Consider the following 20,868-nt stretch of genomic DNA (forward strand, 5'->3'; position numbering starts at 1 on the left):
GTGAAGATATTGATTATACATACAGCTTTTATTGGGGATATTGTACTGTCTACACCACTGATAAAAAGAATAAAAGAGGTGTACCCTGAATCTAAGATTACATATGTAACAACTCCAGTTGGTGCAAGCATTTTGAGAAATAATGAGGATATAACAGAGATAATAGAGTATGATAAAAGAGGAACTCATTCAGGATTTAAAGGACTTATTGCATTGGGAAGAAGATTGAGATATGAGAACTTTAATTTAGTTTTGACTCCTCATAGATACTTGCGTAGTTCTATACTTTCGTGGTTAACAAGATCTCCAAAAAGAATAGGTTATGATACTGCAAGTGGAGCAATCCTCTTTACGGACAAAGTTAAGTACGATAAAGAAAAGCATGAAGTAGAAAAGTTACTTTCATTTATGGGAGAGATACCTAAAAATTCGAGAGAGGATTATCCGATAGAATTATATCCAAGTAAAAAAGACACTGAAATCATAAATAGAATTTGGGAAGAAAATGGATTAGAAAATGAAGATGTTGTAGCTATAGCTCCTGGAAGTAAGTGGTTTACTAAAAAGTGGCCTTTAGAATATTTTAATAAAGTTATAGATTTGTTGATAGAAAATAATAAAAAAGTAATAGTTATCGGTGGAAAAGATGAGATGTTTTTAAATGTCCACACATCTAAGGGAGTTATTGACTTGAGAGGAAAAACAACACTTTTAGAATTAGCTGAAGTCTTAAGAAGAGTGAGGGTTGTACTGACAAATGATTCATCTCCGATTCATATAGCATCAGCCTTTAAAAATACGAGAATAATAGCTTTGTTTGGACCGACAGTAAAAGAGTTTGGATTTTTTCCTTGGAGTGAAAATAGTGAGGTTTTAGAAATTGAAGGCTTACCTTGTAGACCATGTGGAATTCATGGTGGAAATAAGTGTCCAAAGGGGCATTTTAAATGTATGTTGGAAATAAAACCAGAAAAGGTATTTGATAAAATTTTACAAGCTTTAAAGAGGTAATCTATGGAGAAAGTTGTTTGTAACAGTTCTATAAAGTTTAATTTACCAAATAGAATAAAAAATAATGAGTTTACTATTTTGAAAGTTTTAAAAGATGATAAAAGAAGCTATGTTCTTTTGATAAAAGTTGATGAGGAACAATATGTTTACAAAGTTCCTAAAGAAAAAAATAAAAGAGTTTGGCAAAGAATATTATCATTTTTTAGAGGAAGTGAAAGTAGAAGAGAGTATTCTAATTGTTTAAGAATATCAGAGTTAGGATTTAAAGGTGCGACTCCAATTATGTATTGGGAAAAAAGAGTGTTTGGAATGTGTTTTGATTCATTTTTTATAAGTTCCTATTTAGAAGGAAAAACAGCAACGATCAATGAGCTTTTTTTTGTTAAAAATGAATTAGAAAAAATTCATAAAAAAGGATACTTACATGGAGATTCACAACTTGATAATTTTATGATATTAAAAGATGAAGTCTATTTAATAGATGTGAAATTGATAAAAAATAAATATGGTAAAGCAGGAGCGGCTTATGAATTTATATATTTAGAAGAGAGTTGTCATAAGGAGATTGACATCTATGACAAAACCTCATTAAGTTATAAGTTAGCTAAATCTTTAAATATTTATCTACATTGGATTGGGAGAATGAAGAAAATTATTCGAAGAAAGGAAAGATAAATTGAGAGTTTTGATTATAAGACTAAGTTCGATAGGGGATGTCATCCTAACGACACCGGTACTGAAAGAATTGAAAAAAAAGTACCCTGATATAGTTATAGACTTTTTGGTTATGGAAAACTTTAAAGATTCTATTTCAGGGTGTCCTTATATAGATAATTTAATATTGTTTAATAAAGAGAAACATGATGGGTTAAAAAATATGATAGCCTTTGGTAAAGAATTAAAGAAAAATAATTATGATTACGTTTTTGATTTACATTCAAAAGTAAGATCAAAAATTATAAGTAGTGTTATTTCTAAAAATGTGTATACATATAAAAAAAGAGGATTTTTAAAAACAATATTAGTTAAAACAAAAGCTACAAAATATAAAGTTGATAATACGATAATTAAAAATTATTTTGGTGCTTTTAAAGTTTTGGGTTTGGAGTATCAGGGTGAGGATTTAACATTTAGTTTCGAACAAAAAGATGTGGAAAAATTAAAAACATTATGTATAGAATATGAAAATGTTCCGATGATAGCCCCAGGCGCATCAAAGGAAACTAAAAAGTGGACAAAAGAAGGGTTTGCAGAATTGTCAAAACTACTTTATAATAAATATGGGAAAAAACCTATTATAATAGGCTCTGCTGCAGAGTATGAGATGTGTGAGAAAATAAAGAATCTAAGTGGTGGAATAGCAATAAATTTAGCAGGAAAATTAAATCTTAAAGAGAGTGGAGCTTTACTATCTAAAGCTAAGTTTTTAGTAACAAATGATTCTGGACCATTTCATATTGCTAGAGGTGTTAAATGCCCAACATTTGTAATCTTTGGACCAACTAGTCCCGAGATGTTTGAATATGATGAAAATAATAAATTGATTTATTTAAATGAACCTTGTTCACCTTGCAGTTTACACGGAGACAAAAACTGTCCACAAAAACATTTTAATTGTATGAAAAAACTGAGTGCGACAAGAGTAATGGAGATAATAGAAAAAAATGGGAGGTAGTTGAAATGGCAAAAAAGTCAGTAGAAACAACAGATAAGTCAAAAGCATTAGAGACAGCGTTAAAGCAGATTAGAAAAGACTTTGGTGATGGTTCAATAATGAAACTAGGTGAAAACCAAGGAATGAACATTGAAGTAATTTCAACGGGAAGTATAAACTTGGATTTAGCTCTTGGATTAGGAGGAGTACCTAGAGGTAGAATAATTGAGGTTTATGGAGCTGAAAGTTCAGGTAAAACTACAATAGCATTACATGTTGTGGCTCAAGCTCAAAAGCTTGGAGGAGTAGCAGCATTTATAGATGCTGAGCATGCATTGGATCCAGTTTATGCAAAAGCTTTAGGTGTAGATGTAGACGAGTTATTAATCTCTCAACCAGATTTTGGAGAACAAGCGTTAGAGATTGCGGATATGTTAGTTAGATCGGGAGCTATAGATGTTATAGTAGTCGATTCAGTAGCGGCATTAGTTCCAAAAGCTGAGATAGATGGTGAGATGTCAGATCAACAAATGGGACTTCAAGCAAGATTAATGTCGAAAGCTTTAAGAAAGTTAACAGCGTCAATAAACAAATCAAAAACAACTATGATATTTATAAACCAAGTTAGAGATAAGATTGGTGGATTCAGTTTTGGACCTCAAACAACTACAACAGGTGGAAAAGCTTTAAAGTTCTACTCTTCAGTTAGAATGGAAGTAAAGAGAATTGGAAGTGTAAAACAAGGAGAAGAAATCATAGGAAATGAAACAGTTGTAAAAGTTACTAAGAATAAAGTAGCGCCTCCATTTAGAGAAGCTAAATTCCAAATTATGTATGGAAAAGGAATATCTAGAGTTGGAGAGATAATGGATATGGCTTTAGATAATGATATCGTAGCAAAATCAGGAGCATGGTTTAGTTTTGGAGATATCAGATTAGGGCAAGGTAAAGAAAATGTAAAAGCTAGATTAGAAGCTGAACCAGAATTATTAGCAGCTATTGAGGAAAAAGTAAATCAACTTTTAGAGAAGAACACTATTGTACTTCATACATCAGAAGGAGAGGGCGATATTGAAACTGAAGAGGCTATTGAAGAATAATTATCTCTTTGAAAATGGTTTAAATATTGGCTTGAATAATGAAATAGTAAATAAATATGATTTAAAAAAGAGAGAGGAGCTATCTCACGAGGAATACTTACAAGTGTTAGAGTTAGCTGCTCTCTCTACTTCATATTATTATTTAGCCAAAAGAGATTATAGTAAAAAAGAGATTTATACAAAACTTGTACAAAAATATTGGGAAAAAGCAGTAGTTTTAAAAGTAGTAGAAAGATTAGAGGAGCTAGATTATATCAACGATATAGAATTTGCTCAAAATTTTGTTAAAAATAGAAAAGGTGGAAGAAAAAAGCTTGAATATGACCTCAGATTAAAAGGTATTTCACCAGATATAATAAAAGAAAGTTTAAATATATATGAAGATGATGATGAATTAGAGGAGTTATCGAAGGCTTGGGATAAGCTTGGAAATAGAGATGATCAAAAAAAGATAGCTTCATTAATGAGAAAAGGTTATTCTTACGGAGATATAAAAAAGATTATGACTAGAAAACAGGAGGAAGAATGTTAACATTGATAAAAGTTACGTTTGTAGCGCTACTTAATTTTGCATATATAACTATATTTAAAGCTGGAAAGATAAAGAAAATGTCTAGTGAGAAAGCTCCGTTAGAAGCAAGAAAAGTTTTAAGAGAGCAACTGTGTATGAGTTTGATAAAAGCGGCAAAGATAGATTTAGAGGTTACTTATTTAGATGAAAAAGCATATAGAAAATTAAAAAGAGAAGATGGGGTTGTTGTAGTTGCAAACCATGAAAGTAACTTAGACATTCCTGTTTTAGTTACAGCACTAGATCTTCCCTTAGGATTTGTGGCTAAAAAAGAGATGGAAAGTTGGCCATTTTATTCTATGTGGATGAAAATGAGTAAATGCATATTTTTAGATAGATCTAATCCAAGAGAAGGAATAAAAAGTATAAAGAAAGCTGTTGATATAGTTAAACAGGGATATCCAACAGTTATATTTCCAGAAGGAGAAAGAACATTAACTGGAAAAATGGGAACTTTTAAGAAAGGAAGTTTTAAATTAGCAACAGAAACTAATGGAATTATTTTACCTGTAACAATTGATGGAACTTTTTTTGTTCAAAGTAGAAAAAGTATAAAAATTAATCCAAATAAAAAGGTTCGTGTAACTGTAGGAAAACCGATAGATTTGAAGAAAATGTACTTAGAAAATGGCAAAAATATTAGTGAGATTGTTCAAGAATTGGTAGGTAATGAGAAAATTGTAAAAAATAATTAAAAAATAACCACTAATTTAGTATAAAATTAACCGCTAAAAAGTCTGGAAAAGTTTGACACTAATTATTATTTGTGCTATAATCTCCTTGAAAATTAAGTGAAGCTTAACAGAGCTTTAACCAAAAATATAAGTGGAATATATAAAAATTATAATCCATTCAGGAGGAAAAAGATGGAAAACTTACAATCTTACTGGTCAGAATTCAAAGGAAACTTATGGAAGAAAGAAATCAACGTTAGAGATTTCATTCAAAACAACTACACACCATACACTGGTGACGAAGCTTTCTTAGCAGGAGCTACTGAAAATACAAAAGCTGTTTGGTCAAAATTAACAGAAATGTTCAAAGTAGAAATTGCAAAAGGAGTTTACGATGCAGAAACTAGAACTCCACAAGCTATCGATACTTATGGACCTGGGTACATCTCAAAAGAAAACGAATCAATCGTTGGATTACAAACAGATGCACCATTAAAGAGAGGTATTTATCCAAAAGGTGGATTAAGAATGGTTGAAAACTCTCTTAATGCTTACGGATACGAAATCGATCCAATAACAAAAGAAATATTCTCAAGATACAGAAAAACTCATAACGAAGGAGTTTTCTCAGCTTATACAGATGATATGAAAGCTGTAAGAAAATCAGGAATCGTAACTGGATTACCAGATGCTTACGGAAGAGGAAGAATAATCGGAGACTACAGAAGAGTAGCTCTATACGGAGTAGACAGATTAATCGAAGAAAGAAAATTCGAATTAAAGAAAGCTGAATCTCCAGAATTAACTGAAGAAATAATCAGAAAAAGAGAAGAAATCACTGAGCAAATCAATGCGTTAAAATTATTCGTAAAAATGTGTGCTTCTTACGGATTCGACGTTACAAAGCCAGCTACAAATGCAAAAGAAGCTGTACAATGGGTATACTTCGCATACTTAGCAGCAACTAAAGATCAAGATGGAGCTGCAATGTCAGTTGGAAGAACTGCTACATTCTTAGATATCTTCATCGAAAGAGACTTAGCTAAAGGATTAATCACTGAAACTGAAGCTCAAGACTTAATCGACCAATTTATTATAAAATTAAGAATCATTAGATTCTTAAGAACTCCAGAGTACAACGAGTTATTCTCAGGAGATCCTACTTGGGTAACAGAAGCTTTAGGAGGAGAAGGAGTAGACGGAAGAACTTTAGTTTCTAAAACTGCGTTCAGATACTTAAATACTCTTTACAACTTAGGACCAGCTCCAGAGCCAAACTTAACAGTATTATGGTCACAAAAATCTCCAGAAAACTGGAAGAACTTCTGTGCTAAAGTTTCAATAGATACATCAGCTATCCAATACGAAAACGATGATTTAATGAGACCAGACTTAGGTGACGACTACGGAATCGCATGTTGTGTTTCTCCAATGAAAATAGGAAAGCAAATGCAATTCTTCGGAGCTAGAGTAAACTTACCAAAAGCTTTATTATATGTAATCAACGGTGGAAGAGATGAGAAGTCAGGAGCACAAGTTGCACCTAAATTCGAAGGAATCACTTCTGAGTACTTAGATTTCAATGAAGTTATGGAAAAATATGACTTAATGTTAAAATGGTTAGCAGGAGTATACATCAATGCTCTTAAAGTTATCCACTACATGCACGACAAATATTCTTACGAAGCATTCGAAATGTCACTTCATGATGTAGATGTTTTAAGAACTCAAGCATCAGGAATTGCAGGATTATCAATCGTTGCTGACTCGTTAGCAGCTATCAGAGATGCAAAAGTAAGAGTAATCAGAGATGAAAGAGGAATCGCTGTTGACTTCGTAAGAGAAGGAGAATACGTAGCATTCGGAAACAACGATGACAATACAGATAAATTAGCAGTTGAAATTATGGAGAAATTCATGAACTACATCAGAACTCATGAAACTTACAGAAATTCAAAAGCAACTCAATCTATCTTAACAATTACTTCAAACGTAGTTTACGGAAAGAAAACAGGAACTACTCCTTGTGGAAGACCAGCAGGAACTCCATTCTCTCCAGGAGCTAACCCAATGAACGGAAGAGATAAGAGAGGAGCTGTAGCAGCACTTGCTTCAGTAGCTAAGTTACCATTCCACCATGCAGAAGATGGAATTTCTTACACGTTTGCTATCACTCCAGGAGCTTTAGGAAAATCTAGAGAAGAAAGAGTAGAGAACTTAGTAGGATTAATGGATGGATACTTCACAGCTGATGGAGGACAACATTTAAATGTTAACGTGTTCGATAAGGCTTTATTAGAGGATGCAATGGCTAACCCTGAGAAGTACCCTCAATTAACAATCAGAGTTTCTGGATACGCAGTTAACTTCGTAAGATTAACAAAAGAGCAACAATTAGACGTTATTTCAAGAACAATTAACGGAAATATGTAATTAATAAAGTAATATAAAGGATGTGCTAAGAAATGAAAAAGGGATTTATACACTCACACGAGAGTTTTGGAACTGTAGATGGACCAGGTATTAGATATGTAGTATTTACTCAAGGATGTCCTTTGAGATGTAAATATTGTCATAACTGTGATACTTGGAAAAAAGAGGAAGCGAAATCTCTGGAGACTCCTGAACAAACTTTCTTAGAAATCTGTAAATATAAAAACTTTATAAAAAAGGGAGGAGTTACGGTTACCGGTGGGGATCCGTTAACTCAACCCGAATATGTGAAAGAACTATTGAAACTTTGTAAGAAAGAGGGAATACACACAGCGATCGATACTTCTGGATATTTATTTAACGATAAAGTTAAAGAAGCTTTAGAATATGCAGATCTTGTATTACTAGATATAAAATCAATAGATCCTATACAATATAAAGAGTTAACTGGTGTTGACTTAGAACCTACTTTAAAATTTGCACAGTATTTAAAAGAGATTGGAAAACCGATGTGGGTAAGACACGTTGTTGTTCCAGGGATCACTGATAATGATGAATTATTAGGAAAATTAGCTGATTACTTAAAAGATTTTGATAATCTTGAAAAAGTAGAAGTTTTACCATATCACTCTTTAGGAGAGTATAAATGGCAAAAGATTGGTCTAGAGTACCCTTTAAAAGGAGTAGAGCAACTTTCAGCTGAAAGATTTGAAAATGCTAAAAACATATTCAAAAGTAGAGGTTTATCAGTTAAATAATAAAGTTTTGACTACCTTAGAGCTAATTTGTTCTAAGGTAGTTTTTTATATACTTTGGTAAAAAATATGATATAATTAAGTAAAAAAAGAAGGAGAATCCAATGATAATATTAGGAATAGAAACATCTTGTGATGAAACGTCGATAGCTGTTTTAAAAGATGGTAAAGAGGTTTTATCTAATAATATCTCTTCTCAAATAGATATACATAAAGAGTATGGTGGAGTTGTTCCAGAAATAGCTTCAAGACATCATATAAAAAATATAGCTACAATATTAGAAGAGAGTTTAGAAGAAGCTAAAATAACTATGGATGATGTAGATTATATAGCTGTAACATATGCTCCAGGACTGATTGGGGCTTTACTGGTAGGAATATCTTTTGCAAAAGGATTAGCATATGGAAATGATATACCATTAATCCCAGTTCATCATATAAAAGCACATATATATGGAAACTTTATAGAACACAACATAGAGTTACCATGTATCGCTTTAGTTGTATCTGGTGGTCATACTAATATAGTTTATATAGATGAAAATCATAATTTTATAAATTTAGGTGCAACACTAGACGATGCGGTAGGTGAAAGCTATGATAAGGTAGCTAGAGTAATGGGAATAGGATATCCTGGTGGACCTATTGTAGACAAGCTTTATTATAAAGGAAATAAGGATGCTTTGAAAATACCTGAACCGAAAGTAGATGGATATGATTTTAGTTTCTCAGGAATAAAAACTTCAGTTATAAATGCTGTAAACAAAGCAAGAATGAAGGGAGAAGATTTTAAACCTGAAGACTTATCTGCGTCATTCCAAGAGAAAGTCGTAGATATTCTTTGTAAAAAAACTTTAAAAGCAGTTCAAGATAAAGGCGTTAAACAGATTGTAATAGCTGGAGGAGTTGCAGCTAACTCATTATTAAGAACAGAGCTGACAAAAAGAGCAGAAAAAATAGGAGTGAAAGTTAACTATCCATCGATGTCATATTGTACAGATAATGCTGCAATGATAGCAGCAGCAGCTTATTACAAATTAAATTATGGAAAAGGCGAAATTTTTGCAGATTTAACTTTAAATGGAAAAGCTACATTAGATATAATGAAAGATTAAAAAATACCCCAAATCTTTGGGGTATTTTAATTTTTATGGTATAATTTTTATATATAAAAAGAGTTAGGGAGAGTAATTCTAGAACCTATTTAACATTGAAAAACTCTTGAAAATATGGTAAAATTTTTGGATAACAATGTGTTATTTTGGAGGTAAAATGAAGATATATATTGCTCCACTAGCGGGAGTTACAGATTATACATTTAGAGGAATTTTAGAAGAATATAAACCTGATCTTATGTTTACGGAGATGGTAAGTATAAATGCCTTAGAGATGGAAAATGAAAAGACATTGAATCAAATATTAAGAATAAGAGAGGGAGAGGCTGTTCAAATATTTGGAAGAGATGTTGATAAAATGGTTCATAGTGCAAAATATATAACTGAGAAGTTAGGTGTAAAACATATAGATGTGAATGCAGGTTGTCCAGTAAATAAGATAATAAAAAATGGATATGGAGCCGCTCTTTTAGAAGATCCAGATCATATAAAAAAAATCCTGTGTGAGATAAGAGCTAATATAGCTGATGATGTTGATTTATCATTAAAAACAAGAGTAGGTTATAAAGGATTAAAACAGCATAAATTGGTAGGACAAATAGCTGAAGAAGCGGGATGTAAACATATTACTATACACGGAAGAACAAGAGAACAGATGTATAGTGGAACTGCAGATTGGGAACTGATTAAAGAGGTTAAAGAAAGTGTAAATATAGAGGTTATAGGAAACGGAGATATATTTACTGCAGATGATGCCTATGAAAAAGTAAAATATTCAGGTGTGGATGGAATAATGTTGGCAAGAGGAATATGTGGAAACCCTTGGTTAATTAAGCAAATAAAAGAAAAATTTGAAACTGGAGATGTTCAAACTGTTTTAACTCCAGAGATGAGATTAGATATGGCTATCAAACATACTCTTCAAGCCAAGTTAGATAATCCTGATAAAAAATTTCTATTTGAACTAAGAAAACATCTGTGTTGGTACTTAAAAGGAATAAGAAATGGAGCTGTATTGAAAGGGGCTATAAATCAGATAGATAATTATGATGAGTTAGTAGCTCTATTAGAGAAAGCTAAGGAAAATTTATAATAAGGAGAAGTGATTTTTTGTCAGCAGATACGCCATTAATGGCTCAATATAAAGAGATAAAAGAACAGAATCAAGATAGCATTTTATTTTTTAGATTAGGTGATTTCTATGAAATGTTCTTCAATGATGCAGTAATAGTGTCAAAGGAATTAGGATTAACGTTAACAAGTAGAAACAAAGAGAAAGGTATAGAGGTTCCCTTAGCGGGAATCCCATACCATTCATCGGCAGGGTATATAGGAAAGCTTGTAGCCAAAGGATATAAGGTAGCTATCTGTGAGCAAGTAGAAGACCCAAAAGCAACTAAGGGATTAGTAAAAAGAGAAGTGGTTAGAGTAATAACTCCAGGAACAATAATTGATACAGAATATTTAGATGAAAAAAGTAATAATTATTTAATGGGAATCGTCTTGAAAAAAGATGGTATAGGATTAACATATATAGATATAACTACGGGAGAATTTATAGCGACAGAAAAACCTAGAACCGAAGACTACATATATAAAATATTGGGCGAAATAAATAAGGTTTCTCCAAGAGAGGTTTTAATTGATGAAGTTTCATATCCTGAACTAGAAAAAGAGTTGAAGCAATTTGCTCAATTAAATAAAATAAATATTAGTCCATGTTTAAAAATAAAAAAGAGTGAAGAATATTTAAAAGAGTACTTTAAAGTGATTTCTTTAGATAGTTTTGACTTGAATGGAAAAATTATAGCTGTTGAAGCAGCTGCGATGGTGCTAGATTATGTTTTGGAGTTACAAAAAGGAAATGATATTCCAGTAGATAAAATAGTATATACTGGTAGTGAAGATATAATGGAACTGAATTTAACAACTCAAAGAAATTTAGATATTGTAGCTTCTACTAGAGAAAATGGTGTTTTAGGTACTTTACAATGGGTTTTAGATGGGTGCAAGAGTTCAATGGGAAGTAGACTGTTAAAACATTTTTTGAAAAATCCATCGATTTCTGAAGAGATAATATTAGAAAGACAAAATGATATTGATTTTTTCTATGAAAATGTTCTTTTGAGAGAGGAAGTTAGAGATAGACTTAAAGATATATATGATATAGAAAGAATAATAGGTAAGTTAGTTTTAGGAAATGAAAATGCAAGAGATTTAGTGGCTTTGAAAAAATCTATTATAAATAGTTTAGATATATACAAGGTATTGAAAGGCGCTCCGATTTTTGAAATAGCTTTAGATGAATTAGTAAAAATATATAACTTGATTGAAAGATCGATAAAAGATGAGGTTCCGTTCTCTGTTAGAGAGGGAGGAATGATTAGAGAAGGTTATAATTCAGATTTAGATGAACTACATAATATTTCTAATAATGGAAAAGATACGATTTTAGAGATTGAAAATAGAGAAAGAGATAGAACGGGTATTAAAGGATTAAAAATAAAATATAATAAAGTTTTTGGTTACTTCATAGAGGTTACAAAAGCTAATATTCATTTAGTACCTGATGATTATATAAGAAAGCAGACATTAGCAAATGCAGAAAGATATATTGTAGAAGATTTGAAAATTTATGAAGAGAAAGTGTTAAATGCGAAAGATAAGATTGAAAACTTAGAGTATTTATTATTTAAAGAGATTTCGGAAGAGATAAAAGTATTCAGAAAAATTCTTCATGAATTAGCGTATAAGATTGCATATTTAGATGTTATTTCAAACTTTGCTCATATTGCAACTAAGAATGGATATGTTAAGCCGGAAATAACTAAAGATGGAGAGTTAGAAATTATAGGTGGAAGACATCCGATTGTTGAGCAATTAGTTGGAAGAGAAAACTTTATAAAGAATAGTATTGTTTTAAATAATGATAAGAATCTAATAATTTTAACAGGACCAAATATGTCTGGAAAATCGACATATATGAAGCAAGTAGCGCTAATTTTAATTATGGCACATATGGGGTGTTATGTTCCTGCAGAATATGCTAGAATAGGGATAGTGGATAAAATATTTACAAGAATTGGAGCTAGCGACGATTTAGTAACTGGTCAATCGACGTTTATGTTAGAGATGAGTGAGGTTGCGAATATTGTAAATAGTTCAACAAAAAATTCATTTATAATTTTAGATGAGATAGGAAGAGGGACATCAACATTTGATGGAATTTCTATAGCTACGGCTATAACAGAGTATATCCACGATAATATAGAAGCAAAAACTATATTTGCAACGCATTATCATGAATTGACTCAGCTAGAATCAAAGTTAAATAAATCAGCAAACTTTAGAATCGAAGTAAAAGAGGATGAAAAAGAGATTACCTTTTTAAGAGAGATTGTAAAAGGTGGAGCAGATAAATCTTATGGAATCGAAGTTGCAAGATTAGCAGGACTTCCAAAAGAGATTTTGGATAGAGCAAAAGAGATGCTAAAAGTTTTAGAAAATAGAAAAATGATTATAGAGAAAAAAGTAAAAAAAGAGCAATTGATATTATTTGGAGATTTTGAAGCGGAAGTAAAAGAGGAACCTGTAAAAAAAGTGGAAGAAAATATTGTACAATTAGAAAATGAGGAAAAAATAGTTTTACGTCTTTTAAAAGAGGTTGAATTAGATAAAATGACACCTTTAGACGCCTTTTTAAAGTTAAATGAATTAAAACGTATCTTAAACTAGGAGGCAGTATGGATAAGAAGAAGTTGACTTATAGAATTGTTATAGCAGCAGCATTGGTTTTGGGATATTTCAATTATTTTGGTGATGAGAAAAAAATAGAGAAAAAAGAGGAAATTGTTGAAACGACAGGAGCAATATATGATACAGAGGGGTATCATATAGAAGCTGATAAACAAAAAGACTTTATAGGAAAAAATGAAACAACATTTGAAAAAGCAAAAGCAGTTTTAGATGGAATGGTTTTAACAGGAGATAATGCGATTTTAGATGCCGGAAAAAACCTTTTATTAAAATCTAATATTTTAGGAAAAAGTTTAAATGGTTGGGAATTTGAAACTCAAGAAGCAAAATATACAAAAGCAAATGGAGAGATTGAGTCAACAATAGGTGTAACTGCAATCAATAAAGAGGAAGGGATAGAGGTTTCAGGTCAAAATTTTAAAAGTGATTTAAAAATGGAGAATGTGACTTTATCAGGGGATGTAAGTTTTAAAACAAAAAATATAACATTGTCAGCCCAGCAAGCAAAGTATAATGATAAAGATAAAATAATGAATATAGAGGGACAAGCATTTTTGTCAGGAAGTAATCTAGGAGATGGGTCAGGTATTTTAAGTGGTAATTTTAAAGGATTAAAATATGACACGAAAACAAATCTATTAACTAGCTCAAATCCTTTCGAATTAGATTATAATGGAATAAAGCTATATGGAGAAGATTTAACTTTAAACGATAAAACAGAATCCTTTAAAATTAGCAAAAATGTTTATATATTAGCAGATGGATATAAAATTGATATGGAAAGCATAACATCGGATGGAGGAGACAATATTAACTTTAATGGAAAAATTAAAGGAAGTAATGGAGTATACTCTTTTATAGGTGATGATGGTATCTACAATAAAATAACTAAAAAGTTAATAGTGAAGGGAAATGTAAACGGGACAGATAAAGATGGCGGTAAATTAAAGGCTGATATGGCGATATACTCAACTGATACAAAAGATCTTGAACTAATAGCCGATAAAAATATAGAATATACAAGCCCAACGAATAATATTTTAACAAAAAACTTAAAATATCAAACAGTTACAGGCGAGCTTTATTTAAAAGATGGGTACACATATTTTAGTGAACAATATGACAGTAAGGGAGAAAGTTTCTTTTATAATAAATTAACAGGAAAAGGATATGTAGTAAAGGGGACAATAAGAGATATAGTAGAAAATCAATCTGCCTCAGGAGATAGAGTTGATTTCGATAGAAATGAGGATAGCTATTTAGTTGATGGTGATGCCTATTTTGAAGATAAAAGATATATTTTTGAAAGTTCAAAAGTTGATTATTTAGGAAAAAAAGGGTTTGTATACCTTCCTGAGAAATATCTTTTAAAAAGAAAAGCGGAAAAAGATAGTTTTGAAGGCCTGAAAGGTGAGTATAATTTAACTACAGAAGTATTCAAATCATTTGGTGCATTTAAATATGTTAGCACAAATAACAGTGTTCAAGGAACTAATCTAGAATTTAATCAAAAAACAGGAATCGGTGTAGTTGAAAAAGACTTAGTAGCTTTTGATAAAAAAGGTGATACTAAGGTTATTTCAACAACAGGAGAGTTTAAGGAAAATGAGTTTGTAAAAATAAAAGATAAATTGATTTTGACGAGTGGAGATGTTGTAGCGAATGCAAATTCGGCAGATTATCAAATAAAAGATCAAAAGATTTATATACCTGGAGAGATTGTATTTGAAGATAAAATAAAGAAAAGTAATGGGAAAATGTATAACGGTATCTATGAAACTGAGAAAAAATTGTTCACTGGAGAAAATTTTAGTGGAAAAGATGTGAAGAATGCTTCAAAAAGTGATATAATAAAGTACTTTGTTTCTCAAGGAGAGTTTATACTTGAAGGGAATGCAGAGATTAAAGATGACATATCTACTTTAAAAGGACAGCGTTTACAATATAATCAAAATACAGAGATTGCTAAATCAAATCTTCCTGTAAATATACAATATATGGATTATGATATAACTATGAGTAGTGGAGAGTTGAATAAAAAAAGCAGTCACTTAAGTGGAAATAATGTAGTTATAAAATCTAAAATAAATGAAGAATTCAAAGGGGATAAGGTTGAAGGGACTTTGGACAATATGAATTTAGATTTCATTGGGAATGTTTCTGGTGTAATTTATCAAGATGGTATCCCAGTTAACTTCAAAGGAGACTTTGTAAGAGCTTATTTTAAAAAGAATGCTCAAGGTAAAAATGAGATTCAAAGAGTTGAAATTAGAAAGAATGCTGTTATTGTAAAAGAGGGAACAACTCTGTATTCAGATTATTTAGAGATACAACCAGAAAAAAAATTGGTATTTGGAAAAGATAATACAAAAGCTGTCATGAAAGATCAAAATGGAGTTGTAACAACTGTAACTTCAAATATGATGACAGGGAATTTAAATACTGAAGTAATTGATCTAGTTGGAAAAGTTGTTATCGTTAGAAAAGATAAGGATAAAACTTTAAATGCTACATCGATAAAAGCTAAGTTAAAAAATAAGGAAAACTTAGCTGAGTTAAGAGGTGATGTATTTGTAGATGATGGTGATTCAATAATAACTGCAGACGAAGTAGACTATGACATGAAAACAAACAAGGCTAAAGCTAGAGGAAATGTATTTGTTGATTACAAAGCAAACGAGAGTAAAAGCATCACTAATAAAAATCAAATAAATTCAGGATATAACAAAATTATGAAAAAATAAGGAGAATCTATGAGAAGTATAGTTGCTCAAGGATTATGTAAAAGTTATAAAAAGAGAAAAGTTGTTAATGAAGTGAGTTTAGAAGTAAAAAAAGGTGAAATTGTAGGACTTCTAGGACCAAACGGAGCTGGAAAAACAACAACATTTTACATGATAACCGGTATTGTAAAACCTGAAAAGGGTGAAGTTTTTATAAATGAAGTGGATATAACAGATTATCCGATGTATAAAAGAGCTGATATGGGAATTGGATACTTAGCCCAAGAACCGTCAATTTTTAGAAATCTATCAGTTGAAGATAATATATTAGCTATATTAGAGATGAAAGGTTTACCTAAAGCTGAACAGATGAAAAAAATGACAGAACTTTTAGAGGAGTTCAAACTTACTCATGTAGCAAAATCAATGGGATATTCTCTTTCTGGAGGAGAGAGAAGAAGGGTTGAAATAGCTAGAACAATAGCAAACGATCCAGATTTTATTCTATTGGATGAACCATTTGCAGGGGTAGACCCAATAGCTGTTGAGGACATTCAACAAATCATTAGATATTTAAAGCAAAGAGGATTGGGAATATTGATAACCGATCACTCGGTTAGAGAGACGTTGTCTATTACTGAAAAAGCTTATATAATGGCTAATGGAAAAGTTTTAATAAGTGGAACTCCAGAAGAGATAGCTAATAATGAAATGGCTAAAAAGGTATATTTAGGAGAAAACTTTAAATTAGATTAAATAAAAATTTTTAAAAATATAGCGGAGGAAACAAAAACATGTTAACAGGTAATCAAATTAGAAGTAAATTTATAAAGTTTTTTGAAGAAAAAGCTCATAAGCACTTTGAAAGTGCATCACTTATTCCTGATGATCCAACTCTTTTATTAACAGTTGCAGGGATGGTACCGTTTAAACCTTATTTCTTAGGACAAAAAGAAGCCCCAACTCCAAGAGTAACAACTTATCAAAAATGTATCAGAACTAATGACTTAGAAAATGTTGGAAGAACAGCTAGACACCATACATTCTTCGAAATGTTAGGAAACTTCTCATTTGGAGATTACTTTAGAGAGGAAGCTATAATTTGGTCTTGGGAGTTTATAACTGAAGTGCTAAAATTAGAGAAGGATAAATTATGGGTTTCAGTTTTCACAACAGATGATGAAGCTGAGCAAATTTGGATTGAAAAATGTAATTTCCCTAAAGAAAGAATAGTAAGAATGGGAGAGTCAGAGAACTGGTGGGCAGCAGGACCTACAGGTTCTTGTGGACCATGTTCAGAAATACATGTTGACTTAGGATCAGCTTATGGAGGAGATGAAAACTCTAAACTAGGTGATGAAGGAACAGACAACAGATTTATTGAAATATGGAACTTAGTATTCACAGAGTGGAATAGAATGGAAGATGGTTCATTACAACCATTACCAAAAAAGAATATAGATACTGGTGCAGGATTAGAAAGAGTAGCTGCAATGGTTCAAGGTAAATCTAATAACTTTGAAACAGATTTATTATTCCCAATTGTTGAAGAAGCAGGAAGATTAACTAATACACAATATGGTGTAGCACCTGAAAAAGATTTCTCACTAAAGGTAATAACAGATCATTCAAGAGCTGTAACATTTTTAGTAAATGACGGAGTAATTCCATCTAACGAAGGAAGAGGATATGTTTTAAGAAGAATCTTAAGAAGAGCCGTAAGACATGGAAGACTTTTAGGAAGAAAAGAGTTATTTATGTATGAGATGGTAGATAAAGTTGTTGAAATAATGGAAGAAGCATACCCAGAGTTAAGAAAAAATATTGAACACATCAAAAAAGTTGTAAAAATAGAAGAGGAAAAATTCTCTAATACTCTAGATCAAGGAATGCAATTAGTAACAAATGAAATAAATTCAGTAAAAGCTAAAGGTGAAACAAAACTTTCTGGAGATATCACATTTAAACTTTATGATACTTATGGATTCCCATATGAACTGACAGAAGAGATTTGTGAGGAAAATGGTATAGAGGTTTCAAATGAAGAGTTCGTAGAAAAGATGGAGGAGCAAAGAGAAAAAGCTAGATCATCTAGAACTGTTGTAATGGAAAAAGGGCAAGATAGCTTTATAGAGGAGTTCTACGACAAGCACGGTAAAACAGAGTTTACTGGATATTGTGATTTAATGACTGCTGCAACTCTTTTAAGCGTAAGAGCTTTAGAGGATAATAGATATGCTTTAATATTCGATCAAACTCCGTTCTATGCTGAGTCGGGAGGACAAGAAGCTGACCACGGAATCGTAGAAGGAGAAAACTTAGTAGCTAAAGTTTTAGATGTTCAAAAGCAAAAAGAGATATATACTCATATTGTTGAAATTGAAAGTGGAATGGAAGAGTTAGTAGAGGGAACTTTACTAAACTTAACTGTAGATCCAGTAAGAAGAGAGGAAGTAGCTAAAAATCATACTGCAACTCACTTATTACATCAAGCTTTAAAAGATGTATTAGGAACTCATGTTCAACAAGCTGGATCATCTTGTGGAGCAGATAGATTAAGATTTGACTTCAATCACTATGAAGGATTAACAGTTGAAGAGTTAGAAAAAGTAGAGAAAGCTGTAAACGAAAGAATCTTTATGGCAACAGCTGTAAATGCAGATGTAATGTCTATGGATGATGCTAAAGCTAAAGGAGCGACAGCTTTATTCGGAGATAAATATGGAGATGAAGTTAGAGTTGTAACTATTGGAGACTATTCGATGGAACTTTGTGGTGGAACACATATAAATAATATCAGTAAAATTGGTATATTTAAAATAGTTTCAGAAGCTGGAGTAGCTGCTGGAGTAAGAAGAATAGAAGCTCAAACAAGTTATAAAGCTTACTTAGCTATTTTAGAGATGGAAAAAACAATGAAAAGAGTAGCTAAAAATTTAAAAACGGATGTAAACAAAGTTGAAGAGAGATCTGAAAAAGTTGTTGAAGAAGTAAGAGATTTAGCGAAAGAAGTTGAAACTTTAAAAGCTAAAGTGGCAACATTTGAAGCAAACTCTCTATTTGATCAAGTTGAAGAGATAAACGGAGTTAAAGTTTTAGTACAAGACTTCACAGATAAAGAAGCTGATTCATTAAGAGAAATCGTTGATAAAGCAAAAGATAAATTAGGAAGTTGTGTAATTGCTTTAGGATCAAATAATGATAAAGCTATATTCGCAATTGGAGTAACAAAAGATTTAATTGGAAAAGTAAAAGCTGGAGATTTAGTAAGAGAAGCTGCTAAGATAGCTGAAGGAAATGGTGGAGGAAGACCTGACTTCGCACAAGCTGGAGGAAAAAATGGAGCAAAAGTTAAAGAAGCTTTAGCTGCAGTTAAGGAGATTTTAGCAAGTTCATTATAATTGGAGGAAGATTATATGTATAAAAGATATCTTTCTTTAGATGTAGGAGATGTAAGAATTGGAGTGGCGAAATCAGATCTAATGGGGATGGTAGCCACTCCCCTAGAAGTTATAGATAGAAGAAAGACAAAAGCAGTAAAAAGAATCGCTGAACTTTGTAGAGAGGAAAATACTAAATCCATAGTAATTGGAATCCCTAAAAGTTTAGATGGAACAGAGAAGCGTCAAGCCGAAAAAGTAAGAGAATTTATGGAGAAACTAAATAAATCTATCGAAGGATTAGAGTTCTTCGAAGTAGATGAAAGACTTTCCACTGTTTCAGCAGATAGAATGTTAAACGAAACAAATTTAAGGGGAGCCAAAGAGAAAAGGAAAGTAGTTGATAAGGTAGCAGCAGCAATCATATTACAAACCTTTTTAGACATGAAAAAATAACTAAGTGGAGGCGAACATGAATTTTAAGGGGATGACAAAACTATTTTTTGTATTAGTTATACTAGTTTGTTCTTGGTGGTTAGCAGTGATGAGACCGACTAAGTTAGGATTGGATTTAAAAGGTGGAGTTTATGTAGTATTACAAGCTCAGCCTGAGTCTGGAGCACAATTGGATGATGATGCAATGAATAGATTAATAGAGGTTTTAGATAGAAGAATAAACGGTCTTGGAGTGGCAGAATCAGTTGTTCAAAGAGCAGGTATGGATAGAGTTATAATAGAGTTACCTGGAATTACAAATTCAGAAGAAGCGGTTAATATGATAGGTAAGACAGCTTTAATGGAGTTTAAAATAATGAATGATGACGGTTCATTAGGACCAACACTGCTAACAGGTGGAGCTCTAAAAAAAGCAGAAGTATCTTATGATAACTTAGGTAGACCTCAGATTCAATTTGAAATGAGTATAGAGGGCGCTAAGGAGTTTGCAAGAATAACAAGAGAAAATATAGGAAGAAGATTAGCTATAACTTTAGATGGTGAAGTTCAAACCGCTCCATCAATCAATAGTGAAATTCCAAGTGGAAATGGAGTGATAACAGGAAACTATACTCCAGATGAAGCTAAGAAAACAGCGACACTTTTAAATGCAGGAGCACTGCCAGTTAAGGCTGAAATAATTGAAACAAGAATAGTTGGAGCATCTTTAGGAGATGAATCAATTGCTCAGAGTAAAACAGCAGCTATGGTTGCTGTTGGACTAATTGGAGTTTTCATGTTGTTCATGTATAGACTTCCAGGATTCGTTGCAGATTTAGCTCTATTAAGCTTTGGACTTGTAATGTTCGCAATGTTAAACTTTATAGATGCAACTTTAACATTACCTGGTATAGCAGGTATGATTCTTTCGGCAGGTATGGCAGTAGATGCGAATGTTATTATATTTGAAAGAATAAAAGATGAATTGAAATTAGGAAATACTATAGCAGGAGCAATAAAACTTGGATTCAGTAAGGGGATAGCTTCAATAATCGATGCTAACGTTACAACGTTATTAACAGCTCTTGTGTTATTTATGTTTGGTACTGGAACTGTAAAAGGGTTTGCAGTAACTTTAACGATAGGAACAGTAGCTTCAATGCTTACAGCTATTTTTATAACAAAAGTTCTGTTAACAACTATTGTAGATCTATTCAAAATAAAAAGAACAGAGTTCTTCGGTGTGAAAAGGGGGTAAGTA

Annotated in this window: 16 protein-coding genes; all 16 read left to right on the top strand. The window is 31.7% G+C overall.

The genetic code is table 11. From position 1 onward, the window contains the following. The 16 genes from L988_RS02465 to secD all read left to right on the top strand — a co-directional run bounded on the left by L988_RS02465 (position 1) and on the right by secD (position 20,865). Complete coding sequence (locus L988_RS02465; RefSeq protein ID WP_047381228.1) at positions 1 to 1,011, top strand: glycosyltransferase family 9 protein; 1,011 nt, start codon at positions 1 to 3, stop codon at positions 1,009 to 1,011. 3 nt (positions 1,012 to 1,014) lie between these two features. Further along, the gene (locus L988_RS02470) at positions 1,015 to 1,686 is read left to right on the top strand and encodes a lipopolysaccharide core heptose(II) kinase RfaY (RefSeq protein ID WP_081990282.1); all 672 of its coding nucleotides are present in this window, start codon (positions 1,015 to 1,017) and stop codon (positions 1,684 to 1,686) included. A gap of 1 nt (position 1,687) precedes the next feature. After that, positions 1,688 to 2,686, top strand: coding sequence for a glycosyltransferase family 9 protein (locus L988_RS02475; protein WP_047381229.1), 999 nt, complete (start codon positions 1,688 to 1,690; stop codon positions 2,684 to 2,686). 5 nt (positions 2,687 to 2,691) lie between these two features. Then, complete coding sequence (gene recA, locus L988_RS02480) at positions 2,692 to 3,765, top strand: recombinase RecA (RefSeq protein ID WP_047381230.1); 1,074 nt, start codon at positions 2,692 to 2,694, stop codon at positions 3,763 to 3,765. Next, positions 3,755 to 4,297 (top strand): regulatory protein RecX, encoded by a 543-nt coding sequence (locus L988_RS02485; protein ID WP_052191648.1) that lies wholly within the window; start codon positions 3,755 to 3,757, stop codon positions 4,295 to 4,297. Before recA ends, L988_RS02485 begins: the two co-directional genes overlap by 11 nt. Beyond that, positions 4,291 to 5,031 carry a lysophospholipid acyltransferase family protein gene (locus L988_RS02490; protein ID WP_047381231.1) on the top strand — a complete coding sequence of 247 codons (741 nt, stop codon included), beginning with the start codon at positions 4,291 to 4,293 and terminating at the stop codon, positions 5,029 to 5,031. Before L988_RS02485 ends, L988_RS02490 begins: the two co-directional genes overlap by 7 nt. Positions 5,032 to 5,202: 171 nt before the next feature. After that, on the top strand, positions 5,203 to 7,443 hold the full coding sequence (gene pflB, locus L988_RS02495; protein WP_047381232.1) for a formate C-acetyltransferase: 2,241 nt from the start codon (positions 5,203 to 5,205) through the stop codon (positions 7,441 to 7,443). Positions 7,444 to 7,475: 32 nt separating this feature from the next. Next, a complete protein-coding gene (gene pflA / locus L988_RS02500; protein WP_047381234.1) occupies positions 7,476 to 8,201 on the top strand; it encodes a pyruvate formate-lyase-activating protein in 726 nt (241 codons plus the stop codon). Positions 8,202 to 8,302: 101 nt separating this feature from the next. Then, positions 8,303 to 9,313 (top strand): tRNA (adenosine(37)-N6)-threonylcarbamoyltransferase complex transferase subunit TsaD, encoded by a 1,011-nt coding sequence (gene tsaD, locus L988_RS02505; RefSeq protein ID WP_047381236.1) that lies wholly within the window; start codon positions 8,303 to 8,305, stop codon positions 9,311 to 9,313. Between the two features lie 157 nt (positions 9,314 to 9,470). Beyond that, positions 9,471 to 10,406: a tRNA dihydrouridine synthase DusB gene (dusB, locus tag L988_RS02510; protein ID WP_047381237.1), complete on the top strand. Its 936-nt coding sequence runs from the start codon at positions 9,471 to 9,473 to the stop codon at positions 10,404 to 10,406. Between the two features lie 17 nt (positions 10,407 to 10,423). Next, the gene (mutS, locus tag L988_RS02515; protein ID WP_047381240.1) at positions 10,424 to 13,048 is read left to right on the top strand and encodes a DNA mismatch repair protein MutS; all 2,625 of its coding nucleotides are present in this window, start codon (positions 10,424 to 10,426) and stop codon (positions 13,046 to 13,048) included. A gap of 8 nt (positions 13,049 to 13,056) precedes the next feature. Beyond that, positions 13,057 to 15,813, top strand: coding sequence for an LPS export ABC transporter periplasmic protein LptC (gene lptC, locus L988_RS02520; RefSeq protein WP_047381242.1), 2,757 nt, complete (start codon positions 13,057 to 13,059; stop codon positions 15,811 to 15,813). Positions 15,814 to 15,822: 9 nt separating this feature from the next. Continuing rightward, positions 15,823 to 16,548 carry an LPS export ABC transporter ATP-binding protein gene (lptB, locus tag L988_RS02525; RefSeq protein WP_047381244.1) on the top strand — a complete coding sequence of 242 codons (726 nt, stop codon included), beginning with the start codon at positions 15,823 to 15,825 and terminating at the stop codon, positions 16,546 to 16,548. Between the two features lie 38 nt (positions 16,549 to 16,586). Beyond that, the gene (alaS, locus tag L988_RS02530; RefSeq protein WP_047381245.1) at positions 16,587 to 19,193 is read left to right on the top strand and encodes an alanine--tRNA ligase; all 2,607 of its coding nucleotides are present in this window, start codon (positions 16,587 to 16,589) and stop codon (positions 19,191 to 19,193) included. 15 nt (positions 19,194 to 19,208) lie between these two features. Continuing rightward, positions 19,209 to 19,628, top strand: coding sequence for a Holliday junction resolvase RuvX (ruvX, locus tag L988_RS02535; RefSeq protein WP_047381246.1), 420 nt, complete (start codon positions 19,209 to 19,211; stop codon positions 19,626 to 19,628). A 16-nt stretch (positions 19,629 to 19,644) separates the two neighbouring features. Then, a complete protein-coding gene (gene secD, locus L988_RS02540) occupies positions 19,645 to 20,865 on the top strand; it encodes a protein translocase subunit SecD (RefSeq protein ID WP_047381248.1) in 1,221 nt (406 codons plus the stop codon). Positions 20,866 to 20,868 lie beyond the last annotated feature (3 nt).

It is taken from the genome of Cetobacterium sp. ZWU0022, from assembly GCF_000800875.1.
In the GTDB taxonomy this organism is placed as follows: Bacteria; Fusobacteriota; Fusobacteriia; order Fusobacteriales; family Fusobacteriaceae; genus Cetobacterium_A.